Origin of the sequence: Micromonospora sp. NPDC050200, assembly GCF_040656135.1 — a bacterium.
Taxonomy (GTDB): Bacteria; Actinomycetota; Actinomycetes; order Mycobacteriales; family Micromonosporaceae; genus Micromonospora.
The window spans coordinates 16,427-41,199 of sequence record NZ_JBFALG010000039.1; the positions used below are offsets into that span (position 1 = coordinate 16,427).

A 24,773-nucleotide genomic window follows, 5' to 3' on the forward strand; every position below is an offset into this window, starting at 1 on the left:
AGGGAGGACCCGTGCGTACCCTGCTCGACTTCGCGCGCCGGCTGCGCGCCCCCCGGTGGCACCCCGGCCGGATCGGGCTCGTCCCGGCACTGGTCGTCGCGATCGTGCTCGCGGCCACCGTCGCCGGTCTGGCCTGGTGGGGTGACCACCGCGCCGAGCAGCGGGACATCGCCGTACGTCAGGCGCTGGCCACCGCGCCCGCCGCCGCCAAGGCGATCTTCTCCTACGACTACCGCACCTTCGACGACAGCGTCGCCAACGGCCGCACCTTCGCCACCGGCTCGTTCGGCAAGGAGTACGAGCAGACCACGGCGGCGTTGAAGCAGACCGCCGCGAAGCAGCAGGCGGTGGTGGCCGCGGAGGTGTCCGCGACGGGCGTGGTGACCGCGACCACCGACCGGGTCGAGCTGCTGGTGTACCTCAACCAGTTCCGGCGCAACGTCAACACGGCGGGGGAGAAGGTCGACCAGAACCGGGTGGTGCTCACCCTGGTCCCGGTCGACGGTGAGTGGAAGGTCGCCAAGGCCACGGCCATCTGAGGCGACGACGCCTTCCGCAGGTGGGCGCAGACCTCGTCGCCTTCCCTGCGGACCGGTGGCGGCGGTCCGGGCCGACGGGCGCGGCGGGCGCACCGGCCGGTCAGCAACGGTGGCGGCGGGCGGCCATCGCCTGCACCGTCGGTCGGCGGACCACGGCTATCCGGTCGCCGCGGGCGCGGATCGACGTGCGGCCACCGCGCCCGCGGCGGACGGTGAGGTCGACGGTGGCGCGACCCACCCGCACGCCCTCCAACCGGAGATCCGGCAACCACTCGGGCAGGTGCGGGTCCACGACGATCGTCCGCAGCGGTGCGGCCGGGCGCAGCGCCAGCAGCGCCTGGATCAGCATGATCACCGAACTGGCGGACCACGCCTGCGGCGAGCAGGAGTTGGGATAGACGCCGGGATGCGGATGGGCGTCGTCGCGCGGCAGGCCACTGAGCACCTCGGGCAGGCGGTGCTCCTCGAACAGCGCCGCCGCGGCGAACATCCCCTCGGCCAGCCGGTGCAGCTGCGCCCAGCAGCCGTACCTAGCCAGGCCGACCCCGATCGTGCCCGCCTCCACCGGCCACACGCTGCCCCGGTGGTAGCTGAACGGGTTGTACGCCGGATGCGCCGCCGACAGGGTACGCACGCCCCAGCCGCTGAACATGTCGGGCGCGAGCAGCCGGCGGGCCACCAGGGGAGCGACCCGCGTCGGCACGATGCCGGTGGCCAGCAGGTGGCCGTCGTTGGAGTTGACCGACCGCACCTGCTGCTTGTCCGGCCCGAGTGCCATCGCGTAGCAGCCGGCGTCGGGCATCCAGTAGGCCCGGTGGAAGCGGCGACGTAACGCCCTCGCCCGGGCCAGCAGGGTGGCGCCGAGCGCCGGGTGACCGGTCGCGGTGAACACCACGGCGGCGTGCCGCAGCGCGGCGTACCAGTACGCCTGGAGTTCGCTGGTCGCGATCGGGTTCGGCACCACCCGCCCGTGCTCGTCGACGATGGCGGTGTCCGAATCCTTCCACCCCTGGTTCTTCAGGCCGGACCGGGCGCGGCAGTGGTACTCCAGGAAGCCGTCCCCGTCCAGGTCGGCGTACCGGTCGATCCAGTCGAGGACGCGGCGCGCCGTCGGCAGGAGGTCCCGCACCGTGTCGAGGTCCCCGGTCCAGGCGAAGTACTGCCCGAGGAAGACCAGGAAGTCCGGCGCCGTCGACCAGTCGCCGTGGTAGTGGCTGAACGGGTTGAGCCCGAGCACGGACACCGGGCCCAGGCGGGCCTCGTGCAGCGGTTTGCCCGGCTCCTCGTCGCTGCCGTCGTCGATGCGCCGCCCGACGTGGCGGGCGTTGAGCCGCAGGCTGTCCGCCAGCATCGTCGGCCCGGCGAGCAGGGCCTGCCAGGACGCGGTCATCGTGTCCCGGCCGAAGATCTCCTGGTAGATCGGCAGCCCGGCCATCGGCGCCGTCGGCCCGGCCGGTTCGCCGAGCGGCAGCACGGTCAGGTCGTCGACCGCGCACCGCCAGGCCGCCGTGACGTCGAAGTTGGTGCTGCTCAGCCGGGTGAGTTCGCGGGCGAGTCGGGCGCCGGCGGCAGTGGCGGCATCGACGGGGCCGGTGAAGCTCGGCGGCGGGGCGGCCAGGCGCTGCCCGTCGAAGACGGGCTCGACGACGAGTTCCACCCGGCTGCTTCCGCCCGGCGGCACCGTGACCTCGACAGCGAGCGCGTCGTCGGCGTACCGCACCGGCGCCTCGGCGCGTACCCGGATCGCCACCGCCCGGTCGAGGTCGTCGCGCAGGTAGGTCAGGAGCAGCTCCTGCTCCCCGGGATCCCAGCTCGCGTCGACGTCGCCGAACTGCAGACGGCGGCCCGTCTCGGCCTCACTGGTGTCCGCGAAGTCGGCGGCGAGGTGGATCCGCATCGGCAGGGTCAGCGGCTGCTGGGCGTAGCTGACCACGGTCAACCTGGTGCGCAGCCCCTCGCCGACGAAGCGTTCCATCAGCAGGTAGGCCGCCCGGGAGGGCAGCGCCTCGCCGTCGCCGAGTTCGGCGTACGACAGTTGGGCGTGGCCCTGCACGTTCGCCGTGCTGAACGGAACCGGCTCGCGACCGCCGACCGTGAGCCGCTCGGCGCTGAGCACCCGGGTGTTGCGTGCGAAGAAGCCCTGCGGGTCCGTTCCGGTGATCCGGCCGCGCACGTCGGTGACCAGCGTGCTCCACCCACTCGCCACGTAGAGCAGGTCGGGGCGGACGCGCAGGTTCCGGACCCGGCTCATCGGCCGTGCGGCCGGCGCGACGGCACCTCGCGGTGACCGGGTGATGCGTGCGGAAGCGGCATAGGTCGCACCCCCTGATCTGCGGTTGCGGCCCGGGCGTGGTGCTGTGGGGCAGCCGGTCGGGGGCCTGCCTACCCGCTCGCGCCGCCCGTACACCCCGGCTGATCCGCGCCGCCGCACGCGCCCGCGAGATTCGGCCACCCGCGTCTGGCGCCTTGTCCGGAGCGGCCCGGAGCTGAGGTTTCACCCCCGACGCGCCGGGTAGCCGTCGCCGGACACATACGTCACCGACAGGAGACGACCGTGGGGTACCAGGCGCGTGACGGTGAGCTGCCGGTCGACCCGGAGCATGCCGAGGACGAGGCCGGCCAGGCCCGGCTCGTCCAGGCGGAGGCGGACACCGACGTCCCGGCCCCGGACGACACCGACGCACGCCCCGACGTGGTCACCGAGGACGACGGGTCGGGCGTCGCCGGCAGCTCGTCCGGCAGCAGCGGCGGCGGCTCCAGCATGGTCGGGCACCCTGACGCCACCCGCTGATGACCCGTCCGCCGGCCCGGCAGCGGTGGCCGGCGGTCAAGCCCGCTGATCCGCTGGTACCGTTCCGTTGAATTGATCAAGGAACGCCAGGGTCACGGGAGGCGGAGCATGTCGGACGACGGCGTCTACCGGGTGCTGGCGGGCGCGGCGTCCTCCGCGGTGGTCCTGCACGTACCGCACGGCTCCCGCGCGCTCACCGCCGCCGCCCGGCGCAGCATCGTCCTCGACGACGACGCCCTGGCCGCGGAGCTGGACCAGATGACCGACGCCCACACCGGACTCCTCGCCGCTCGGGCCGCCGACGCCGCCTGCCGCACACCCTGGGTACTGGAGAATCGCTACTCCCGCCTGGTGGTGGATCCCGAACGCTTTCCCGATGAGCGTGAGGAGATGGGCGCCGTCGGCATGGCCGCCGTCTACACCCGCACCGCGCACGGCCAGCGGTTGCGCCACGACGACCGCGCCCGCGACGAGGCTCTCCTGGCTCAGCACTACCGACCGTACGCGGCGGCCATGGCCGACCTGGTCGACGCGCGGCTGGTCGCCACCGGCCGCGCCGTCATCATCGACCTCCACTCCTACCCGAGCCGGCCGCTGCCGTACGAGTTGCACGGCGACGGTCCACGTCCGGCGATCTGCCTCGGCACCGACTCGTTCCACACCCCACCGGAGTTGGTGAACGCCGCCCGGGACGCCTTCGCCGGCTTCGGGGACATCGACCTGGACACCCCCTTTGCTGGCTGCTACGTGCCGCTCAAGCACTACCGGCAGCAGCCCGCCGTCACCGCCCTCATGGTCGAGATCCGGCGCGACACCTACATGATCGAGCCCGGCGGGCCACCGACCGACGGCATCGACCGCCTCGCCACGGCGCTGGCCACCCTCGTCCAGGCGGTGTCAGCCGCCGCACCGCCCCCGGACGCACGCCCGGTCCAGCCGGAGACTCACCGGTGAGCCGGTGCTCATCCGTACGTGTTGAGCCCGCGGACTCTTAATCCGCGGGTTCGGGGTTCGAGTCCCTGGCGGCGCACCAACGATCAAGGCTCTGACCTGGTGGTTCTCACTGGGTCGGGGCCTTTTTCGTGTCTGCTGGCGGGTAGTGGTAGCTCGGTGGGTGCTCGGGAGCCGATGGACCGGGGCGGTTCCGGTGGGACGCGGCGGGGTGCTCCGGGACGCCGGTCTGTGGCTACCGACGCGGGGCGGATGGGTGGCCCGGTTGGCGTTGTCGGTGGTTCCAGGATCAGCTCGGCGGGTGGTCCCAGAGGGCTCGGTGCCGAGGGACGGGCCGATCGTGGTGGGTGCGGTTTGCCGGTTCTGAGTGTTTCATCGTCGGCTCTTCGGCTGATTTGGTGAACAGTGATCATGGAAAACGCCTCACAAACCCCGTTTTGAGGGTGCGGGAGTTCCCTCGGGGGCGCCACCGCGGCGACGGGCCGCCGAGATGGTGGGGCGTCGACGGGTAGGGGATCATCGATGGGTGGCCGGTGGTCGTGAGCTGACTCCTCGGCGGTGGCGGATCCTGTCGTTCCTGGCATTGCACGGCATGGCCAGGACGAGTGACGTCGCAGTGGTGGTGGGGGTGCCGCGGTTGACCGCGCACCGGGACCTCACCTGGTTGCACGCGGCGGGTTTGGTGGACCGGGAGCGGTCGGCGGAGGACCGGGCGCATGCCTGGTGGTATCGGATCACGAGGGAGGGCGTCGACCTGCTCGGCCGTGATCTCGTCTCGTCGGGGCGGCCGGTGCCGTTGCGTCTGGGGCAGCGGTACTGGGGTGCTGCGCACTCCCTGCTGTTCCTGCCACTGCTGGAGACCTCTCGGCGGGATCCGGGCCGGTGTGGGTTGTTCCGATGGCTGACGACGATGGACACGTCGGTGTGGCTGCGGGAGCGGGGCCTGGCGCATCTCCGCGCTGACGGGTACGGAGTGTGGCTGGAAGACGGCCGGTGCATGCGGTTCCTGGTGCACATCGATCCCGGCCCGGCCGGTGATGCCATCGCCGAACGCGAGCAGTCGACTGCCGGCCTCGGCGCTGTTCTGGCCGGGTACCGGCGTACCGACCCGATCGTGCCGGTCGGCGTGGTGCTGGTCATCGCCCAGGACGCCGCCCGAGAAGCCAACCTGCTGGCGGACCTGGTGAGCCGGCCGCTGCGGGCACCGGTCGCGGTGACCACCGTCGACCTGCTGCAACGGTACTGGCCGCACGAGAGTGTGTGGAGGGTCCCGGCGGCGGGCACCGCACGTCACCGGTTGATCGACCTCCCTCCTTCGGTCGGACCTATGCCCGAAGTCCGAAGGTAGGGGGACCGCAGTAAGCGAATGCCGTGGGACGCCGCCGTGGGTCTGGCACCTTGAGGAGCAAGCATCGACCGTGTGGAGTGTCTGCTTTTGTCGATGGTGGTGCCAAAGCATGGCTATCTGCTTCGAAAATTTCGGCTGCCGCTTCGCGCTATCCAAAGTGTCGACTTCAGGAACCAGATGCATGATGGCGGCAACGGAAGGGGGAGCATGTCTGACGCTAGGGCAAACGCAAAGTCCCGCCAGTTGCGCCCGCATGCTTGCCGCAACGAGATAGCAGCACGAATGACGCAATGTAGGCCAACTTGACCAGGTGGGTTAGAGTGTCCAGCGTGAAGGATTTTGTGCGTAATGTCGCGGACGGAGTAAGAGAGCGTAATAGGGCCCTCTTTGAGGATGAGTTTTTTAATGGCTTCGAAGGTGCTGCCAATATTTGCCTGAGCGTTCTGTCGGAGAGTATAGCCGAGATCAAAAGCAAGCCGGGCGGTAAATCATCCACTCAAGAGCAACTTTTGTTGCTGAAGTTGTACGAGATCAAGGACGAAATTGAGGCCCGCCTGCGGGACTTCCCGGCAAACCAGCGCAATACATAAGAAAATTGTCGGCGTGGACAGAGGGCCTCTCGGGAGCCACCTGATGCATTCGCAGAAGTAGAGGTGCTCGAACAAGCTCTACTTCTGCGACCTATGCGCTTTCGCAAGGCGCAGCGACTATTATCGACAAGCTACCCCGCCTTGTGGCTGTACTTCCCCTCGAGCCAGCGGACAAAGCACTCCGCAGGCTATTTTGCGATCTGCCTGTCGTACTCTCATGTCGCGATCCGGTCCCTATGCAGAGCTATCCGGAGCCAATACGGCGGCGGTTGCTCCTGCCACGTGGCGTCGGCTCGCGGTTGGTGCGTTGTGGCGCCGGTTGCCAGGACGGAATGTCGTCGCGAAGGCAGAAGGACGGAGGCAGTGCGGTGCTTGTCGGGGCGAGATGGCCGCGCCCGACGAGTTCCCCGACGGTGCCTTGGTCAAGGATCTCGACTGGACATGTCGTGCGTTCACCGGATGGGCTGCACCCTGGCTTGGCTGCCAAGAGCTGCCGGATGTGGACGAAGGCATCCTGAGGGTAATCAGCTTGGACGAGGTACCAATGGCCGGTCTGGTCGGCTGGGTCGAGCAACGCGACAACACCGGGCTTCATGGGTCGGTATACGCGGTCGCGGTCGTGCCGGATAGCGAAGACCTGGTCAAGTAGGTCCACAGAGTCCCATGTCGGCTGGGTGGTGGCGAGCCAGGCGGCGGCTTCGGTGGGGATTCCTGGGCCCCACAGATACTCCGAAGGTAGTCGGGTGTTCTCGTATCGACTGTTGAAGTAGTGGAGGTCGGGGTCCTCCAGGCGGCTTCCCGGATTGAAGAAGCCGCGGACGATCGCGCACTCTTCGATGTCGTCGAGAGGAACCAAGCCGGCGGTGAGGTGGTGGGCTGGAGCGAGAGTCATACTCCCGTTGGCATTCCAGCCGATGAACAGCACGTCGCGTTCGGCCGGTGCGGGGTAGAGACGTCCGCCCGGCGTGGGTACTCCCCAAAGCTGGTTGATGAACTCGGCCAAGTCGCGCAACGTCACCGCGCAGTCGACTGGAGTAAGCAGGTGCGTCGACGAGGGGTGGGCGACGGAGTTGCGTAGCTTCGCGAGCAGTTGCTCGATTTGGCGATTGCGTTGCCCGCGAAGCAGTCCAGTGGCCCGTGCCCATTTGCGCAAGCCGTCGAGCATGCCGTTGAACTCGACGGTCGCTGGACCGCACCCTACACGTAGCCGGTAGCCGCGGGCCGGGGAGAATCGCTTGGCCGCCTTGTATACGTCTTCGTACCTGCCGATGGCGATCGTGTTCTCTCGGCCATCGCGACTCACGAAGGTGCATGAGCCGTCGTGGAAGTCGATGAACCGATCCCGCAGAGCCTGCTCGATGACCAGCAGCGCGTGGTCGTTGACCAGAGTGTAGATCTCGTAGCACAGCACCCCGTACGCGTGGACGTTGCGCAGTCGTTCGAAGGCATCGCGCGTGCCCTGCGCCACGGCGTCCGCGAGGCCAATCTGGGCAACCGTTTCCTGGTGGTGGGCGGCGGCGGACTCGGGGGTCAGCATGCGATCTAAGCCGAGACCCAGCGGAGTGAAACGCTGGCTACGTTCGTCGGTCTCGCGCAGCTGAGCCAGGGAAAAGATCTGCATATCGGCCCGGTCTACGAGTCGTTGATGGCGTACGCCACGCTCGGACCTCGAGCCGAGCCAAGTAGCATATCGCAGCGACGGCCCGGGCGCCGCCAATTCTCCGCCGACCGTTGCTCAAGTTCCGTGCACGGATCTGCCGCCAAGTGGGCGCCAGTGCGGACGAGGCTCTGTCACCGTTGGTAGACGTGCGGGCTGGCGCAGGGGGCATGTCCCGGGCTGTTGCCGTGCCGAGACCAATGCGCCTGCGGGCTAATCGGCGCGCCGATGGTGAGGTTGCTGTTGGCCGGCTTCGCGGTCGATGTGGCAGCTGCCTGTCGCCAAGCTCGTGAGGAAGTCGAAGTGGGCGCAATGCTTCAGTACCGCGTTGTCGACTGCGTCGAGCTGGCCGTATGCATCGAGAAAGCTCGCGCGCAGGTCTGGGCGGTGGGGCCAGACCCGAGTGGCGAGTCGTACGAGGTCGCGGGCGGGTAGGTCGTAGCGGCAGTGCTCGAAGTCGATCAGCCTGACGGCTCCGTCGTCGCCGTAGATCATGTTGCGGGGCATGAAATCGAGGTGGCAGGGAAGGGCGGGCAACGGCGCCAGATCTCGAAGGGCTCGCATGTGGGCGCGTACCTCGGTCCGGAGGGCGGCGGTGATGCGGTCCCCGGCGTGGTAAATCCAATACTCGGCGCGTTCGGCAAGCCAGGCTGTCCAGTCGGGTTCCGGGCGGGGCGGTCCAGTGGCGTGCAATGTCTTGAGTAGCTGTCCTGCCTGCCGGTATGCGCTCTGCTCAGCTTCGACGTCCAGCTGCCGCTCGGTGAGCGGGGCTCCCGCTACCGCGGTGATGACGATGGCTGGTGGGTCGTCGGTTGTCGCGAGCAGTCGGGGTGCCCTGTCTCCGAGAGCCGGAACCCAGGTCCGGTAGGCGTGGACTTCCTGATGGTGTCGATCCAGGCTGCGATGGATCTTGACAATGACGTCTCCGTGTGCAGCCGTCGAGGCGCGGAGCGCGCGAGTGCCAGCGTGCCCGGGGTGCGAAGTCACAGGCTCGGCGTCGGCGTCGAGAAGCCGTTGGCAGAGCGCGAGGTGAACGTTGACGTCAGCCATGGCGGGGTTGGAGGTGTCGGATGTCATTGTGGCTGACGAGTTGCCAGATGGTGCGGCCGAAGCGGTTGGTGGGCCGCTGCCACCGGGCGATGGAGGCGTGGTCGGTGACGAAGCCGAGCCGCAGGCAGGCGTTGCGGGGTAGGCCGAGGAGCAGACTGTGGGCAGCTTCGATGGTTTCGCCGTGGGCGGCGATGAGGATCCGTTCACCCTCGTGGCGGGCGAGGATCTTCTGCAGTGCTGTCGTTGCCCGGTCGAGGTACTTGTTCCACGTCTCGGAGCCGGAAGCGTACTGGCGGTCGGGCCTGTGTTGGGGAGGCCCCTGGAAGGAGGTCTTGATGTCGACCCAGGGCCGGCCGTCGGCGTCGCCGTGGTCAGGGCCGCGGAGGTCCGGGTCGATGGTGGCGGGCAAGTGGAGAGCTTGAGTGATGATCTCGGCGGTCTGGGTGACGCGCAGTCGGGGTGTGGCGTAGAGGGCGGCATAGGGCCGGCGGCTGTGTTCGGCGGTCAGGCGGGCGGCGAGTTGCTCCACCTGGTTCCGGCCGAGGTCGGTGAGGCCGGTGCAGCCCTGTTCGCCGCCAACGATCTCGGCGACGTTGCAGGCAGCTTCGCCGTGGCGGGCGATGACGAGTTCGGTTGTCGGGGTCATACGGGGGTTCCTTCTTGGGGCAGTTCGGTGAGGAACGGGTCGGGCCAGGGCCGGACTGTGGGCCAGGGGTGCCGGTAGCCGTTGCGGCCGAGATATCGCAGAGTCAGCAGGTGGTGCAGCTCGGCGTGCCGTTTCAGGTCGGCCAGGCTGCAGATACGGGGCGCGACAGCGACTCGGTAGGCGCGCAGACAGCGAGTGATCGATCGGTCGGCGAGGCGGCCGTAGGTCATGGATGCGGTGACCAGGAGGCCGGCCAGGTCGTAGCCGAAGGGAGCGAGCGTGAGGTCGTCGAAGTCGACGACGGCGACCTCGTTGCCGTTCGCGAGGTAGTTCCGGATGTTCGGGTCCTTGTAGAACGTCACGGACTCCCCGGCTCTGTCGAGTACGGCGTCGATGACCGATGCGTGGATGCCCGCCGCCGCGGCGGCGAGGTGCAGGGCCGCCTGACGCGGGCTTGCGAAGTCGGGGATCACGAATCCGGTCGAGGTGGTGTGAGGTCGATCGAGGCACGCGGCCCGAAGCTCCTGCCGGTGTGCGGCAGCGTGAAGGCGGCCCAGGGCTGCTGCGGCTCGCGGAAGATCTTCGACGCCGGGTATATGCCCCGACAGCCGTTCGAACACAAGATGTCGGGTACCACGGGCGACGAGCGCGGGCAGGCGTACGCCGGAGCCCAGGCCGACGAGCCAGGCGTGGTGGGCGGCAGCGGCGGCGCAGCGTTCCGGGTCGTCGTACCGCTTGACGAAGAGATCGCCGCTCACGGCCGCACCGCCACGGCGTAGCTGACGGTGGATCGGGCTGTGTAGGGCGGTGGGGCCAGCCGCTGCTTGAGGGTCGTTGCGAGAGCGAGAATCCCGCCGGTCAGGGTGATCCGGTATTTGGGTGTGGTGGTGAGGTAGCGGGCGAGGTGCGTGGCGTCCGCGAAGTGGAAGACGTGTTGCTCGTGCTGGATGTCGAGGACGGTCAGATGGGTGGCGGTGATGGTGTGCAGGTTGCCGCTGTGGAAGCTCTCGTAGAGGCTCGGTCGGCTGGTGGCGTCCGGGTCGAGGCCGGCAGCCTGGACCAGGTGGTCGAGTTCGGCGTAGCTGTCCAGAGACTTGGTGACCAGGGCAGCGGCGCCGCCGGGGCGTAGGCAGCGGGCGATCTCCGCTACAGCCAGATCTGGCGTCGGGGAGTGGTACAGGCAGAAGGCGGCGACCGCGGCGTCGGCCGCGCTGTCCGGCAGCGGCAGGTGGTGGAAGTCAGCGCAGACCACTGAGCCCAACGCGCCAGTGGCGCCGAGGCGGTCGCGGGTGGTGCGGAGTAGCGCGGCCGAGGCGTCGACGGCAACGAGCTGGCGGGGCCGGAGCCGGTCGGCCAGGCGCAGGGTTGTGGTGCCGCGCCCGCAACCAATGTCGAGCACGTCCGCCCCGGCCGGGACCCGGGCGGCGAGCAGGCCGGCGATCGTATCGGCGACGTCGCTTCCACTGATCTTGGCGCGATGCAGCGCGTGGGTGCGGTCGGCGAGCCGGCCGTCGCCCCGGTAGAGGTCGCCGTGGACCAGCGTGGGGTCAAGGAACGGGTTGGCCGACATTCGTCGCCTCCCGTTCCGCGGCGGTCAGGTCACGGGCTGATGCTCGTCGCGGACGCGTTTGATCAGTTGGGCGGCCTGGCGGCGGCTGGTGAGGGTGATCAGGTGGACGTGTGGTCCGTGTTCTCGGATGAGGTTCTGGACTCGCGGGCGCATGGTGCGCCGGTAGCCGAGGATGTAGCGGACGAAGTTCCAGGTGATGCGGTCGTAGACGCCGTCCTGGTGGTGTTGCCCGCCCCGGTAGCGCCAGCGGCGCTGGGCGATGCCCCATAGGCAGGTCACGGCCGGCAGGTCGAGGAAGATCACGGTGTCGGCGGCGGCAAGCCGGATCGGCAGGGTACCGGCATAGTTGCCTTCGATGATCCATCGTTCGCCAGCGACGAGTTTCTCCTGCTGGGCGGCGAACTCGTCTTGCGGTAGCGGCTTCCAGTGCTCGTCGTAGTAGGTCGCGTCGAGGTGCGTCAACGGCGCGTCGAGGATCCGGGCCAGCTGGCGCGCGACGGTGGACTTGCCGCTGCCGCCGCAGCCGATGATGGCGATCCTGTCCATGGTTCTCCAGGGTAAAGGTGTAGTGCGCTCGTCCGGTGGTGACACGGTGGGTCATGACAGCACCGACTCTGGGTGATGCAGCAGATAGGTGAGCACCTCAAGCTGGGTCGAGAGCCGAAACGGGTCCAGGTGCCGTAGGCACACCGCGATCAGGCTGGCATGGTCACCGGTGCCGGCGATCTCGCTGAGCCAGCCGATGTGGTGCCGCACGTCCGTGGCGTCGCGGACGATCAGCGACGAGGGAACAAGGGCATCGGCGCCGCGAACATCACCGGGCAACAGGGGCACGCAGCCAGCAAGGACGGCCTCGAAGATCCGTTGGGTCATCTGCCCTGCTTCGGCATACCGGGCAGGCAGCAGTAGAACGGTGGCGAGCGCGTCGGCGTAGATCGCGGACACCCTGGGGAACGGGACTCGGCCGATGAAGTTCAGATTCGGCCAGCGTCTGGTGTCGGCCCACTTGCCCGCGATCAGGTGGGGCAGTTGCGCGGCGGCCGGCGCGAAGTAGGTGTCGAACGTGTGGTCGCGGTCGTACTGGTTGCCGACGTAGACCAGCGGGGTGCGGCGGGGCAGGGCCGCCAGCGCAGCCGGGTCAGCGGCGTCGATGGCAGTGTCGGCCACGGGAAAGAGCAGTGGCACCGCGCCCGGAGTCGGGTGCAGAGCGGGTTCACAAACGGTCACGTTGTGGGCACGGCGGAGGGGGTCCGTTGCGGGCAGCCGGCGGTCCTTGTCCCACAGGAGCGTCGGGGTGCCGACCTGGTGGGTGTAGTGGTCAAGCAGTTCGACCTGTCGATGCAGGTCGCAGGTGTGGCCGGGTCGCCCGCAGACGGTGGTGTTACGGCCGGGAATGGGCCAGCGCCATTCGAGGAACAGCACGTCGATGTCGGGCAGGCCGACGTCCCAGCGGTAGTGGCCGGTGAGGTCGTCGCCGGCCTCGCACAGGTCTCGGTTGGGTTGGAGGAAGACGATGTCATGGCCGGCCGTATGTAGCCCGTCGACCAAGGTCCGGCGGTGGCTGCGGCCTCCGTCCGGGGTGTCGGTGATGCCGGGGCCGAGGAATCCCCAGAAGCTGTAGCCGATTCTCACTTGGTCACCCACCAGCCTTCGATGAGCAGCGCGTCCAGGCCGGATTCTGTGAGGCAGTCCAAGGCCATCTCCGGTGTGCCGCAGATCGGCTTGCCCTTGATGTTCAGTGAGGTGTTGATCAGCACGGGGTGGCCGGTGAGCTCGCCGAAGCGGGTGAGAACGTCCACGAGGAAGGGGTGCTGCTCGCGGGTGACGGTCTGGACCCGGGCGGTGCCGTTGACGTGCACGATTGCGGGTAGCTTGTCGCGGGTCAGCTCGGTCACCGGCGCTGCGAGCGACATGTATGGCGACGGTTGGCGCAGCCGGAAGTAGTCGGTGGCCTTGTCGGCGAGGACGACAGGGGCGAAAGGTCGGAATGGTTCGCGGAACTTGACGGTAGCGTTGAGCCGCTCGACCACGCCGGCCTCCAGGGGAGAGGCGAGGATCGACCGGTGCCCCAGTGCCCGTGGGCCGGCCTCCAGCGCGCCGGTGAACAACCCCACGATCGCCCCGTCGGCCAACTTGCGGGCCAGGTGGTGGACAGGTTCGGAGGGTCGGCTCGCGTGCAGCCCCGCGCGTGGTGCTGCCGGTAGTGCCAGGTCGGGATAGGCGGGGCCGAGGTAGCAGTGATGGCGGAGGCCGGTGGGTGGGCGGCCGGTCACGTCGAGCCAGGCGTGGGCGGCGGCGCCGATCGCGGTGCCCGCATCGCCGGGGGCGGGCGGTACATGTACCTCGTCGACGATGCCGGCCTGGGCGATGAGGCCGGCGCTGACGCAGTTCATCGCAACTCCACCACCCAGGCAGAGCAGCCCTGAGCCGCTCAGCCGGCGGGCGCGCGCGGCGAGATGCAGCATCACCTGCTCGGTGCGTTCCTGCAGCGCAGCGGCCAGGTCGGCGTGCACAGGCTCTACCGGTGCCGCCGGCGTGCGGGGCGGGCACGTTGCGGCGGTGAACGCGGGTGTGACCCGGCCGTAGCGGCTGGCGAGCACCCGCAGGGCGATCAGCGCTGGGTCGAGGGTGAACCCGTCGGTGGTGAGCCGGATCGCCCGGGACATCAGCTCTCGGAACCGGGCGGGGTCGTCGAGGGCGGCCAGCGCCATCACGGTGCCTTCCTCGTCACCGCGCCGCCAGCCGAGGTGTTCGGTGACGGCACCGTAGGCGTAGCCGAGGGAGGCCGGGTCGTCGATCGCGTGTGCCAGGTCGAGGCTGAGCCGCGAGTTGCGTTGACGGGCGTGCCAGGTGGTGGTGGTCTGCAACTCGCCGAGGCTATCGACGATCAGGACTGCCGCGTCGTCCACACCGGCGGCGGCAAAGGCGTATAGGGCATGCGCCCGGTGGTGCGGCACCGGTTGCAGTCGAGCGCGCGGGAACCGCTCGGCCAGGTCTCGCATCCGGGCCTGGTAGCGGCGGTGGACCGTGGTGAAGCTGCGAGCCCGTGGTACGGCTCGGGCGCGGCTGGCAGCCTGCCGTAGATGACTTGGCAGTTGGCCCAGTGCTCCCAGGTAGCGGCGTCCGTCGAAGTTGTACGCCACCGTTGTCACGTCCGACGGCGACAGCCCGGCCTCGTCGAGCAGCCAGGCGACAGCGTGTGCAGGGTAGGCCTTGCTGTGCTTGACCCCGTCGAGCCGTTCTTCCTCGACGAAGCCGATCAGATGGCCGTCGACCAGCAGCGCCGCCGCCGAGTCGTGCGTGTACGCGCACAGCCCGAGCACCACAGCCGCGGTCATGCCAACTCCGCCAAGGCGAGAGCCGGCTGGGTGAGGTGCTGATACCAGGCGACAAGGGCAGCGCCGAGCGGCCCCGGTGTGTCGTGGGCGAGCTTGCGCGCCAGGTCCCGCTGGCCAAGCTTCCAGGTCCGGTAGCTGGCAAGCACTTGTCCGAACGTGTCCCACGGGGTGCCGTCGGACAGGTCGCTGTCGCCACCGATGATCCGGGCGAGGACTGCGTCCAGGCTGTGCCAGTCCACGCCGAGCGGATCCATCTCGGTGACGGTCGGCTCGTGGTGAAGGCACTCGGCGGCGGCTGGCGCGTGCTCGGCGTACAGGTGCAGCGAGTCAACGTGGTGGTGGTACTCGCCGACCTCGACACCGAGCCAGCCGGCCATCAGTTCCTGCAGGAGCGTGGTCGCGAAGATGTCGTACGGGAGGCCGAGCCACAGGTCCTGGCTGCGCATGGTGGTGTGCATCTCGAGTCGGCCCTGCCGGATCAGGAACCGGTACCCGAGAGTGCACGGCACATCGCGGTAGCCGCGGTGGTCGCGTCCCGGGTCGTAGATCTGGACGACGGCCTGTCGGGAGTCCCGGTCGGCCGTCAGCTTCCGGACGGCCGCGTCGAGCTGGTCGAGGCTGCCGCCCCATCGGCGGATCCGTGGCCCGTACGCGCCCTGCAGGATTCCGTCGTCCGCGTAGCGGCGCAGGTTGTCGTTGAAGTCAAAGATCCACGGGTCGTCCGAGCCGGAGAGGATCCACAGCGCCTCGGCGACGGCGAATGCCGGGTTGATGACGCGTATGGGCGGCACGGAGACCAGCCGGCGCCGAGGATTGGTCAGGCACAGGTGTGCGCCGATGACCTCGGTGGTCATCAAGTCGCGCGGGCAGGCGATGCGGCCGTTGAGCAGTACTGCCTGGCAGGCGGCGGTGAACAACTCGCTCGCGGAGTCCGCTGTCAAGACGATCATGAGAGGCTTCCTTCAAGGTCAGGAGGTGAAGGCCGCGAGCCGGTCGCGGGAGAGATTGACCAGCCAGGAGGACTGCCGGGCCATGCCCTCGTGGAGGCCGACGGTGGGCCAGTAGCCGAGCAGCCGGCCGGCAAGGGTCAGGTCCGCGGACGTGGAGGCAACATCGCCGGGCTGTGCGTCGGCTACCTGAACCGGGATGTGCCGTCCGGTAACCGTGGACGCCTCCTGGATGGCGCCGCGCATGGATACGCTCGCGCCGCCGCCGATGTTCACCACGGCGCAGCGGGTATCGATGTGAGCGGCAGCGATCGTCGCGGACACAACGTCGGTGATGTAGGTGAACTCCCGGCGTTGGCTGCCGTCGCCGAACAGGGTGACCGGCAGGCCGGTATAGGCCGCGAACAGCAGCCGGCCGATGGCCATGTCGGGTCGCTGCCGTGGTCCGTACACGGTGAAGTAGCGCAGCGCCACGACGCTGAGCCGGCTGTCGGGGCGACGGGCGTAGGCCAGGCACAGTTGCTCGGCGGCGAGCTTGCTCACCCCGTACGGCGACACCGGACAGGTCGGGTCGGTCTCGCGGCTGGGCCGCTCCGCCGGGCCGTAGACGCTCGACGACGAGGCGTAGACCAACCGCCGTACGCCCGATCGCACGCACGCGTCGAGCAGTCGGTGGGTGCCGAGCACGTTGGACTGGGCGTAGTCGTGAAACTCCGTACCCCAGGAGGGCCGGACGCCTGGCCGGGCAGCCAGGTGAAACACGATGTCGCAGCCCTCGAGAGTGTCATCAAGCCGGTCGGTGGCAAGATCCCGGCAGAGCGGTGTGAACAGCGGATTGCCAGCTGGCGCTGACAGGTTCTCGTCGGCGAGGGCGTCCTGGCCGAGGCGGCGGCGGTCCAGGCCGACCACCTGCATGCCCCGGGCGAGAAGCGCGTCGACGACGTGCGAGCCGATGAAGCCGGCCGCGCCGGTCACCAACACCCGCGCCGTCACCGGCGGCCACCGGCTTGAGCTGGTTGCGACAGCATGCGCTGCCACACGAAGGTGAGCAGGAGGGGCTCGGTCTGGGAGACCTTTGCCCGGCCGGTCGCCGGTATGCGGGGCTGCACCGCCGGACTGGGCCCACCCGTCGCATCCGTGGAGGCGTGCCGCGAGACGTACACGGTCATGACGTCACCGTCCGACGAGTTGCGGTTGATTCCCGCTGGTTGGTCCAGTCGTGGCGGGCCCGCCGAGGCGCCGGCGGGCCCGCCGTGGTGAGGCGGCGGCTGGGAGCACCCCGCCGGTCACCCGCCCGCGCAGCCCCGATGGCAGTACGCGGACGAGGAATCAACCTCACGACTGCACCTCCGGCCGCCGCCACAACAAGCGGCGCCTGCTTGTTGGTCGTCTTGTCCGATTTCTTCACCGTGAATCCCCTGGCGTCGATGACATTGGGTTTGGTGAGCTGGAGCCGGCCGGCAGCGTCCGTCGATGCTCGCTAACAGCGAACCGTTCAGCGGACCCGATCGGTACCGTCCACGACCCGTCCGCTCGCAACCAGGTAGTGACGGCCCGTAGCGGTGATGGCTAACGTGACCGTTGTCGACAGAGGACGTACGGAGGTGCTCGCATGGCCGGACGGCGCTACCCCGCCAATCGGCGGCTAGCGTGGGAGAGGCTCCAGCGGGGCTGGTCCTACGAGGAGGTCGCCGAGCGCATCCGCACGGGAATGAGCCATGCCGGGGAGATCGACACCGGGCTGAACGCCAACACGGTGCGGCGATGGGAAACCGGTGAACGGTGGCCTGACCCGCGCTACCGCAAGCACCTTGTGGCCATCTTCGACAAGCCGGCGAGCCAGCTCGGTCTTCTCACCCCGGACGAGCTGGCGATGCGTCCGCAGGCGGAGACACTGCACGAGTTCAGGAGGTTGTGGGAAATGATCACTGGAGGCGACGAAACCGGCTGGGACCGGGCAACTGTTCTGCGCGCGTTGTTCGGCGCCAGCATGCTTCCCCTGGTGGCGCCCCTGCTGTCACTCGATCCGCAGGCCGCGTACGCCCAAGCCAAGGCCATAGATCCAGACGCGTACGCCGAGATCGTGCGGTGCCAGCGCACGCTGTACTGGACCAGCCCCGCTCGACCGCTCTACGAGGCCGCGTACGCCCACACCCAGCTCGGTAGCGGACTCGTCCGTGCGGCCACCGGCACCAGCCGGGCGACCCTCGCCAGCGCCCTCGCCGAATCGGCGCTGCTCACCGCACGGCTGGCGTTCTTCGATCTCAACCAACCCGCCGTCGCCCAACGCTGCTACGACGTCGCCCTCGCCGCCACCCGTGAGGCCGGAGACCACGCTCTGGCCGCCGCCGTACTTGGCCACATGGCCTTCCTCCCCGCCTTCGGACATGATCCAGCCGCAGCACGGTCACTGATCGACGCGGCGCTCCAGCACACCTGGCACGGCGTCAGCCCCGCCGTCCGCTCCTGGCTTCACTGCGTAGCGTCGGAAGTGGAAGCTCGCGCGGGTGCGGGAGCGGCAAGTCGCCACCAGATCGACCTCGCTGCCACCGCGCTCGAGACGCGTCCCGAAGCGCCCGCATGGTTCGACTTCTACGACACCGGCCGGCTGCACTCCTTCGCCGGCTACGCGGTCCTCGCCACTGGCGACCACGCCGAGGCCGCCCGCCACCTGGCCGAGTCCCTGGCTGGCTTGACCGCAGCGGGCGCCAAGCAGCGTAGCGTCGTCCTCGCCGACTTGGCCTCGGCGCACAGCAGCGATGGGGACCGCGTCGCCGACTACCTCAACCAGGCCCTGGACGCCCTGCATACCGACTGGTACGGCACCGGGCTGGAGCGGGTCAGAGCAGTCCGTCAGGTACTCGGCGACAGCCGAGAGGGCGGCCAGCTCGACGACCGCATCGCCGCCCTCGCGGCCAGCCGTGCTGCCCTTCCGGGGAGCTAAGCGGCCGCCTCGTTGTGCCTGCGTACCAGTTCGGGCAGCTCGGCCAGCGAGTCAAGCTGGAAGAGGCAGCGGTCGCTGACGGTCTTGTCGTCGAGGATGTGCCCCCATGGGCCGCGTCGTACGAGGGCGGTCGCGAGTCCGGCGGCCTGAGCGGGCCGGATGTCGTTGTCCAGCCGGTCCCCGACGTAGAGCACTCGGCCGGCGGGGCAGCCAGCCTCCGCGACGACGCGGTCGAAGAATGCGGCCGAAGGTTTCTCGACGTTCCAGCCGTCCGAGGTGCCGATCACGTCGACCGGCAGATCCAGGGCACGCAGAATGGTCTCGGCTCGGGCAGTCTGGTTGCCGGCCAGGCCAACCTGCACGCCCAACTCCCGCAGGGCCGCCAGACATGGCCGGGCGTCCGGGTACAGGTTCTCCTCGGAGAAGTGTTCCGGCTGTCCGGCGTCGGCCCGGCGTTGCCGCTCCTTCGCCAGGTCGAAGCCGGGCTGGAACACCTGAAACGTCTCGCGGTAGTCCAAGCCGCGGGCGATGACGGCGCCGAAGACTGCCGAAAAGGTGTGCCGTGGGACGCCGAGCCAGTCGGCCCAGGTGCCGTACTCCCGGGACTCGTCGACGATTGTCTCACCTACGTCGAAGAACACGCTCGAGATCATCCTGGGATTGTGCCTCCCGGGCTCAGGCGGATCAACGCATCCCGCAGGCGGGTTCGTCGCACGGATCGTGGCGCCTGCGATGGCAGGGAACCACCACTGCAGGGCGTGCCCCGTGCCTTGCCGACGATTCGATGCGGCTTGCTACGTGGGGATAGGCACGGTTCCGTCTTCGAGGTAGACGCCACCCCGCCCAATCGCGGCGACCGCCGCGGCAACCCGCCGAGCCAACCGGGGGATCAACACTTCGCCCAGGCGTTCCGGCTCGACGAACTCGAAGCCGTCCAGCTCGTCGGGGCACAGGCGCATCGCCGTGATCTGGTCCGCTGTCAGGACCCCGCCGTCGAACACGAACATGAGCCCGCCGTCCCACGGCGGGCTCGCCGGCACCCAGTCGACGCACAGCAGCGCCCCTGCGGGTATCGACAGGCCCAGCTCCTCCCGGATCTCGCGCGTGCAGGCATCCGCCGGGGACTCGTCCGGCTCCACCGTCCCGCCGGGAACTTCCCACACGTCCTTGTAGGCCGGGTGAACCAGCAGCACCCGGCCGGTTTGATCGCGGAGGAGCGCACCGGCCGCCGCGCGGACCCGAGTCACGCTGGCGATGTAGGAGAGGTCCGCTTCGGTCTGCGTCTCGGCCACGCGACCGACCCTAAGGGCTCGCCCTCGGCGCATAGCCCGTTCCTGAAGCAAGACGCGGCAACGATCCCTCTAGTGTAGTTACTGGGAGTAACCATCCGATCGGGGCGTGGCGCGTTATCGCCGAATCGGGACGGGCTTGTCGGACGCCTCCGAAAGGTCAGCGCTACAGTGCGGTGCCGATCGTGGAGATCAACTCTGGGCGGTCTGATTTGACCGTACCGCGCTTTCTGTCCTCAGCTCTTCGGCTGATTCACTGAACAGTGATCTCCAAAATCGGCCCCAAAACCACGGTTTGGGTATGCGGGTGCTCGCACGGCCCGCCGACGCCTAGCTCAACGGCCCACGCCGAGCGCTGTCTCCGGTCCAGGGCGATCCCGGCTACGACTCTCCCGGCCGGGGCATTGATCACTCTCTGTTACGGCTGTGGGAGACAGGATGTTGGACCGTCGGAGTCGGAGGGATTATCGGGGGATGGGTGACCAGGGTGCCACGGCGCGATTGTCCCCGCGGCGGTGGCGGATCCTGTCGTACCTGGCGCAGCATGGCTCCGCGTCGACGCTGGACGTGGCGCTTGTCTGCGCGGTGTCGCGGTTGACGGCTCACCGGGATCTGGTGTGGCTGCACGAGGCGGGACTGGTGCGCCGCGAGCGCTCGCCGGAGGACCGGACCCACACCTGGTGGTACGGGGTCACGCCCGAGGGGACAGAGGTGCTCCGGCGCGCCTTGACGGCGTCGGGGCGGCCGGTTCCGCTGCGGCTGGGGCAGCGGCCCCCCGGTGCGGCGGATGCCCTGCTGTTTCTGCCGTTGGTGGAGGTGTCGCGGCGCGACCCGGGGCGGTGCGAGTTGTTCCAGTGGCTGGCGACGATGGAGACGTCGGCGTGGTTGCGGCAGCACGACCTGTCGCAGTTGCGGGCCGACGGGTACGGCGTCTGGCTGCAGGACGGGCGGTGCCTGCGGTTCCTGGTACACGTCGACCGTGGCCCGATCGGCGACGTTGTCGCCGAGCACGAGCGGCCGGCTTCAGGGCTGGGTGGGCTGTTGGCCGGCTACCGGCGTGCAGACCGGCTTGTGCCGGTCGGGGCGGTTCTTCTGATGGCTCAAAACGCCGAGCGTGAGGAACGACTGCTGGCCGACCTGCTCCACGAGCCACTGCGGAACGCTGTCGCCACGACCACGCAGCAGTTGTTGTATCGCCACTGGCCGGACGAGCAGGTATGGCAGGTCCCGGGCGAAATTGGCAGGCGTCGCCTCGTCGAGCTCGGATCCTGACCGGTGCCACGCCACGATGCCCGGACCGCCGCCAACATCCTGATCCTTAGGGAGGAGCACCATGACCAACGCTCTCGCGGTCCTCGTCAACGCCGCACCCGAGCAATTCGATCGCTTCGGTGTCGACCCGGAGCGGTCGGTAGCGTCAATCGATGCGGCGAAGTTCGACAACCGCCCCACCTGGGACAACCGCGGAAAGTTCGACAGCCGACCCGGCTGGGACAACTGGAACAAGAAGAAGTAGCCCGCACCACGGGAAGCGCGGGGTGGCGTGCCCACCCCGCGCCCACACACGTGGAGGACACATGCGCACCACCACGATCGGCGACGTGAAGGTCCTGCTCCCGGACCTGGAACCGGCCGACCTCGACACCACGACGGACCTGGCCGGCGGCCTCACCGAGGCCCTCGTCGAAGGCGCAGCGTGGAACCGCTCGCACCTTGAGGACGCCAGCATCCGCAGCAGCCTCATCACCGGCGTGGACCTGAGCGGGAGCACCTGGGAAGCTGGCAGCCTCTTCGGCTGCGAGATCACCCGCACCGACTTCTCCGGCGCGACCCTGACCGGCATCACCATCGAACGGTGCGCGATTACCGGCTCCCGGTTCACCGGCACCAGACTCACCGACGTACGCCTCAAGGACGTCCTGTTCGACGGCTGCCGCTTCGACTACGCCACCTTCCACCGCGTCGCCGCCGCCGGCTCGGTCGCGTTCACCGACTGCACTCTCACCAACGGCGCGTGGTCTTCCTGCCGACTACCGCGAACCGCACTGCGGTCATGTGACCTGACCGGTCTGGAATTGGACTCTTGCCACCTCGACGGCACTGACCTGCAGGGCAGTCGCCTCCAGGGCCTCAAGACGCCGCTGGCCAACCTGCGCGGCGTCATCCTCGGCGAGGACCAGCTTCCTGACCTCACCCGGCTGACCGTCGTCGCCCTCGACCTCACCGTCCGCAACGACTGAGGCCGAGGAGGCGTCGTGGTCGCTGAACGCACGGGCAGCTCGGACACGATCCTCGTCTGCATCCGGGGTAACTCCGGCTCGGGCAAGAGCAGCATCGCCCGGGAGTTGCGACGTCGGCACGGTCGGGGTTGCGCCCTGGTCGAGCGGGATTACCTGCGTCGCATCCTGCTGCGCGAACGGGATCTGCCCGGCGGCGCCGCACCCGCCCTGATCGCGCAGACCGTCCGGTTCGCCCTCGACCACGGCTACCACGTGGTCTTGGAAGGCATCATGCACAGCAGCCGCTACCGCAGCATGCTGACCGCCCTGCGGGACGGCCACCGCGGCCGGTCGCTGTTCTGCTACCTCGACGTGTCGCTGCCGGAGACTCTGCGCCGGCACCTCACCCGGCCGCAGGCCGGTGAGTTCACCGCCGAGGACATGAGCGGCTGGTACGCCGCCCATGACGTCCTGGGCTGGTCTGACGAACTCGTCCTCCCCGAGACCGCCGGCCTGGACGAGGCCGTCGGGGCCATCGCGGCTGCCGCCGGGTTACCCCAGACCGGACGCGACGACGACCTGCTTCCGAACGTTCCGTCCTCGTAGAGCGGCCCAGCCGGCGAACGGTGCCGCCGTTCCGGCACACCGATCGCCATCGCCAGTCCCGAGTGGTTAGACAGCCCGTCAAGCACGGTGACTGCGGTGGCATGGAACTCGCCCTATCGCGCCTGCATGAGCCAGCTCTGGATGACCGTGAAGTCGCGCTCGGTCAGCCCGCGACGTGGGTCGACCCGATGTAGCAGGGCCGGAGCCTGGTGATGCGTCGATACCCACTTCTGATCGGCGTGGGAGATCTCGTCGTCGACCCAGACGAAGGGGCGTCTCTGCGCCCACTCGACCAATCCACGGGTCTTCCAGTGCAGGATGCCCACCTCGTCGGAGTCGGGCCAGTCCACGACCGGCAAGGCCGGTAGCCCGAGCAGGGGCGCGAGCATGTCGTTCGCGTCGCTCATCCAGGTCGTCGCCCACACGAGATCACACGGCAGGGCCTTCAGCCGGCGGCCGTGTTCTGGATCGACCTTGTGCAGCAGGGGATGGGTGTCGGCCGGTAGGACCGGTGCCCCGGGGTGGCCATGCGGCATGCCCAGCCCAGCCGCCGTGGGTGTGCCGAGCGGGATGAGGGTGCCGTCCACGTCGAGGAACAGCAAGGGACGTGTCGCAGGGGCGGACATGACCCCAGAGGCTAGCCCCCACCCCGCCACCAACACCTCAGCGCGCTTACCCCAGGTCCATTCGTCTCGCTGCTGCTACCGCCTGACGTGCACCGCTGACGGTGGCGACCACGGCAGGGTCGGCGCCGGGATGCATCTCACCGGCCCTTCCCGCTCCGACGGCGCTGTGGTGACCCGACCACGCCACCAGCACCACATTCCACATCCTCAACCAAGGAGTTCCCGTGCTTTCGTCAACACCTTCCACTACTGCCCTAGGCATTGACAGTGACGACTTCCGGCTTGATCCCCGTTCGGGCGTCGGGTTTGGCGTCAGCGTTGACGTCAGTCTTCAGCCGGACCCCCGAACCGACCCCCTGTTTCCTCTCACACCGCAGGTCAATCCGTCCGACAGCGCTGGAGCCTTGTCCTGCGACAGACCCTGCCTGGTCTCGGGTCTCTCCCCCTGGGGCTGGCATTCCCCACCCGGGAAGGATGTGGTAGCCGGTGGATGATCCGGTCCTTCGGGTCCAGTCCCAGCTGACCGGCCGTGACCGTGTGCTGCTGGGCTGGTTGTACGACCACGGCGTGTTGACGTCGTTCCAACTCGCGACCGCCCTGTTCCCGTCCCTCGATTTCTGTCAGCGGCGGCTGCGGACCCTGTACCGGCTGCGGTTGGTGGCCCGGTTCCGGCCACAGCGGGCCGACGGCGGCTCGTACCCGTACCACTACGTCATCGACCAGCTCGGCGCCGAGGTCGTCGCGGCCAGCCGGGACGAACGCCCACCGCGGCGGGATCATGCCCGGGTGGAGCGGCGGCGCTGGACCTCGACCCGCAGCCTCACTCACCGCCTCGGGGTGAACGGCTTCTTCACCGACCTGGCCGGGCACGCCCGCACCCATCCGGGCACTGGCTTGGTGGAGTGGTTGCCGGAGGCGGTGTGCCAGCGCGCCGGTACGTTCACCAGCCCGCATGATCCGGGCCTGGTGCGGGCGTATCAGCCGCGGGTCCGCCCGGACGGCTACGGCCGGTGGGTCGAGAACGGTGTCGAGGTGCCGTTCTTCGTCGAGTACGACACCGGCGCCGAGCAGTTGTCGATCCTGGCCGGCAAGGTGGACGGCTACCAGGAGCTGTTCTCGAAGATCGGGCGGGCGTGGCCGGTGCTGTTCTGGCTGCCCTCGGCCGCCCGGGAGCGCAACCTGCGCCGCGTCCTGGGCGAGGTGCCGCTGTCGGTGCCGGTCGCCACTGGCGCCCGCGACCACGCCATCACGGTGGGACTGGGCCCGGCGGAGGCGGTGTGGGCGGTGGCCAGCGGGGGAGAGCAGCTGCTGCGCCTGGCCGACCTTGCCGGGTACGTGGTGGACGCCTCCGGCCGGACGGGTGAGGCGGCGTGATCGGCGACGGCACAACGGCGGCGGACGGTACCTCTACCGCCGAGCGGACGGCAAAGGTCGACGTCTGTCACGGATCTGTCGGGACCGGCTCGGCCGGTGCTGACAGATCCGTGAGAGAACCGGACGTCCCCTCCCACAGCGGCGGGAGCGCGTCCAAGTGCCACGTCCGCTGCGGGCGGTCCCCGACCGGTGTCCGGTCCCTGTCCCGACGGTTGTCCGACGCTGGGTCGGTCCGCCATCCGGTCCCGCCTCCTGCGACTGACGGACGGACCGGAACCACGGTCCGGG

At 69.1% G+C, this 24,773-nt stretch carries 26 protein-coding genes; 11 read left to right on the top strand and 15 right to left on the bottom strand.

What is annotated here, in order from left to right; translation table 11 throughout:
* Positions 1-11: 11 nt before the first annotated feature.
* On the top strand, positions 12-539 hold the full coding sequence (locus AB0I41_RS23555) for a hypothetical protein (protein ID WP_357111307.1): 528 nt from the start codon (positions 12-14) through the stop codon (positions 537-539).
* A gap of 100 nt (positions 540-639) precedes the next feature.
* Here the strand turns inward: AB0I41_RS23555 and AB0I41_RS23560 are convergent, their stop codons facing one another.
* On the bottom strand, positions 640-2,790 hold the full coding sequence (locus AB0I41_RS23560) for a glycogen debranching N-terminal domain-containing protein (protein WP_357111310.1): 2,151 nt from the start codon (positions 2,788-2,790) through the stop codon (positions 640-642).
* Positions 2,791-3,093: 303 nt separating this feature from the next.
* On the opposite strand from AB0I41_RS23560, the gene AB0I41_RS23565 reads away from it, so the two are divergent.
* The 4 genes from AB0I41_RS23565 to AB0I41_RS23580 all read left to right on the top strand — a co-directional run bounded on the left by AB0I41_RS23565 (position 3,094) and on the right by AB0I41_RS23580 (position 6,219).
* Positions 3,094-3,330 carry a preprotein translocase YidC gene (locus tag AB0I41_RS23565; RefSeq protein ID WP_357111313.1) on the top strand — a complete coding sequence of 79 codons (237 nt, stop codon included), beginning with the start codon at positions 3,094-3,096 and terminating at the stop codon, positions 3,328-3,330.
* 108 nt (positions 3,331-3,438) lie between these two features.
* Positions 3,439-4,284: an N-formylglutamate amidohydrolase gene (locus AB0I41_RS23570; RefSeq protein ID WP_357111315.1), complete on the top strand. Its 846-nt coding sequence runs from the start codon at positions 3,439-3,441 to the stop codon at positions 4,282-4,284.
* 523 nt (positions 4,285-4,807) lie between these two features.
* On the top strand, positions 4,808-5,629 hold the full coding sequence (locus AB0I41_RS23575; protein WP_357111318.1) for a helix-turn-helix domain-containing protein: 822 nt from the start codon (positions 4,808-4,810) through the stop codon (positions 5,627-5,629).
* 329 nt (positions 5,630-5,958) lie between these two features.
* A complete protein-coding gene (locus AB0I41_RS23580; protein WP_357111321.1) occupies positions 5,959-6,219 on the top strand; it encodes a hypothetical protein in 261 nt (86 codons plus the stop codon).
* A gap of 244 nt (positions 6,220-6,463) precedes the next feature.
* Here AB0I41_RS23580 and AB0I41_RS23585 read toward each other — a convergent pair whose 3' ends face one another.
* The 11 genes from AB0I41_RS23585 to amcA (AB0I41_RS23635) form a co-directional block, all read right to left on the bottom strand.
* On the bottom strand, positions 6,464-7,840 hold the full coding sequence (locus AB0I41_RS23585; protein ID WP_357111323.1) for a hypothetical protein: 1,377 nt from the start codon (positions 7,838-7,840) through the stop codon (positions 6,464-6,466).
* Positions 7,841-8,089: 249 nt separating this feature from the next.
* The gene (locus AB0I41_RS23590) at positions 8,090-8,926 is read right to left on the bottom strand and encodes an aminoglycoside phosphotransferase family protein (protein WP_357111326.1); all 837 of its coding nucleotides are present in this window, start codon (positions 8,924-8,926) and stop codon (positions 8,090-8,092) included.
* On the bottom strand, positions 8,919-9,572 hold the full coding sequence (locus tag AB0I41_RS23595) for a histidine phosphatase family protein (protein WP_357111329.1): 654 nt from the start codon (positions 9,570-9,572) through the stop codon (positions 8,919-8,921). The genes AB0I41_RS23590 and AB0I41_RS23595 overlap by 8 nt, the downstream gene beginning before the upstream one ends.
* Complete coding sequence (locus AB0I41_RS23600) at positions 9,569-10,330, bottom strand: phosphotransferase (RefSeq protein ID WP_357111332.1); 762 nt, start codon at positions 10,328-10,330, stop codon at positions 9,569-9,571. The genes AB0I41_RS23595 and AB0I41_RS23600 overlap by 4 nt, the downstream gene beginning before the upstream one ends.
* Entirely contained in the window at positions 10,327-11,142 is an 816-nt protein-coding gene (locus tag AB0I41_RS23605) for a class I SAM-dependent methyltransferase (protein ID WP_357111335.1), read from the bottom strand. Before AB0I41_RS23605 ends, AB0I41_RS23600 begins: the two co-directional genes overlap by 4 nt.
* 24 nt (positions 11,143-11,166) lie before the next feature.
* On the bottom strand, positions 11,167-11,688 hold the full coding sequence (locus AB0I41_RS23610) for a topology modulation protein (RefSeq protein ID WP_357111338.1): 522 nt from the start codon (positions 11,686-11,688) through the stop codon (positions 11,167-11,169).
* Positions 11,689-11,739: 51 nt separating this feature from the next.
* A complete protein-coding gene (locus AB0I41_RS23615; protein ID WP_357111341.1) occupies positions 11,740-12,786 on the bottom strand; it encodes a hypothetical protein in 1,047 nt (348 codons plus the stop codon).
* Entirely contained in the window at positions 12,771-14,480 is a 1,710-nt protein-coding gene (locus AB0I41_RS23620) for a carbamoyltransferase C-terminal domain-containing protein (RefSeq protein WP_357111343.1), read from the bottom strand. The genes AB0I41_RS23615 and AB0I41_RS23620 overlap by 16 nt, the downstream gene beginning before the upstream one ends.
* Positions 14,477-15,430 carry a thymidylate synthase gene (locus tag AB0I41_RS23625; RefSeq protein ID WP_357111346.1) on the bottom strand — a complete coding sequence of 318 codons (954 nt, stop codon included), beginning with the start codon at positions 15,428-15,430 and terminating at the stop codon, positions 14,477-14,479. Before AB0I41_RS23625 ends, AB0I41_RS23620 begins: the two co-directional genes overlap by 4 nt.
* Before the next feature lie 18 nt (positions 15,431-15,448).
* Positions 15,449-16,420 (bottom strand): NAD-dependent epimerase/dehydratase family protein, encoded by a 972-nt coding sequence (locus AB0I41_RS23630; protein WP_357111349.1) that lies wholly within the window; start codon positions 16,418-16,420, stop codon positions 15,449-15,451.
* Complete coding sequence (gene amcA, locus AB0I41_RS23635; RefSeq protein WP_357111352.1) at positions 16,417-16,596, bottom strand: multiple cyclophane-containing RiPP AmcA; 180 nt, start codon at positions 16,594-16,596, stop codon at positions 16,417-16,419. Before amcA (AB0I41_RS23635) ends, AB0I41_RS23630 begins: the two co-directional genes overlap by 4 nt.
* 443 nt (positions 16,597-17,039) lie before the next feature.
* Here amcA (AB0I41_RS23635) and AB0I41_RS23640 point away from each other — a divergent pair, with 443 nt between their 5' ends.
* On the top strand, positions 17,040-18,371 hold the full coding sequence (locus AB0I41_RS23640; RefSeq protein WP_357111355.1) for a helix-turn-helix transcriptional regulator: 1,332 nt from the start codon (positions 17,040-17,042) through the stop codon (positions 18,369-18,371).
* Here the strand turns inward: AB0I41_RS23640 and AB0I41_RS23645 are convergent.
* Positions 18,368-19,024, bottom strand: a complete 657-nt coding sequence (locus AB0I41_RS23645; protein ID WP_357111358.1) for an HAD family hydrolase — start codon at positions 19,022-19,024, stop codon at positions 18,368-18,370. The genes AB0I41_RS23640 and AB0I41_RS23645 overlap by 4 nt on opposite strands.
* Positions 19,025-19,165: 141 nt before the next feature.
* A complete protein-coding gene (locus tag AB0I41_RS23650; RefSeq protein ID WP_357111361.1) occupies positions 19,166-19,663 on the bottom strand; it encodes an NUDIX hydrolase in 498 nt (165 codons plus the stop codon).
* Positions 19,664-20,134: 471 nt separating this feature from the next.
* Between AB0I41_RS23650 and AB0I41_RS23655 the strand changes: the two genes are divergently transcribed.
* From AB0I41_RS23655 to AB0I41_RS23670, 4 genes are all read left to right on the top strand, one after another.
* Positions 20,135-20,932 (top strand): DeoR family transcriptional regulator, encoded by a 798-nt coding sequence (locus AB0I41_RS23655; RefSeq protein WP_357111364.1) that lies wholly within the window; start codon positions 20,135-20,137, stop codon positions 20,930-20,932.
* 61 nt (positions 20,933-20,993) lie between these two features.
* Positions 20,994-21,176, top strand: coding sequence for a multiple cyclophane-containing RiPP AmcA (gene amcA / locus AB0I41_RS23660; protein WP_357111367.1), 183 nt, complete (start codon positions 20,994-20,996; stop codon positions 21,174-21,176).
* 61 nt (positions 21,177-21,237) lie between these two features.
* Entirely contained in the window at positions 21,238-21,900 is a 663-nt protein-coding gene (locus AB0I41_RS23665) for a pentapeptide repeat-containing protein (RefSeq protein WP_357111370.1), read from the top strand.
* Between the two features lie 15 nt (positions 21,901-21,915).
* Entirely contained in the window at positions 21,916-22,485 is a 570-nt protein-coding gene (locus tag AB0I41_RS23670) for a kinase (RefSeq protein ID WP_357111373.1), read from the top strand.
* 113 nt (positions 22,486-22,598) lie between these two features.
* Here the strand turns inward: AB0I41_RS23670 and AB0I41_RS23675 are convergent, their stop codons facing one another.
* Positions 22,599-23,111 carry an HAD domain-containing protein gene (locus tag AB0I41_RS23675; RefSeq protein WP_357111376.1) on the bottom strand — a complete coding sequence of 171 codons (513 nt, stop codon included), beginning with the start codon at positions 23,109-23,111 and terminating at the stop codon, positions 22,599-22,601.
* 486 nt (positions 23,112-23,597) lie between these two features.
* On the opposite strand from AB0I41_RS23675, the gene AB0I41_RS23680 reads away from it, so the two are divergent.
* Positions 23,598-24,485 carry a replication-relaxation family protein gene (locus AB0I41_RS23680; protein WP_357111378.1) on the top strand — a complete coding sequence of 296 codons (888 nt, stop codon included), beginning with the start codon at positions 23,598-23,600 and terminating at the stop codon, positions 24,483-24,485.
* The last annotated feature ends 288 nt before the right edge of the window (positions 24,486-24,773 follow it).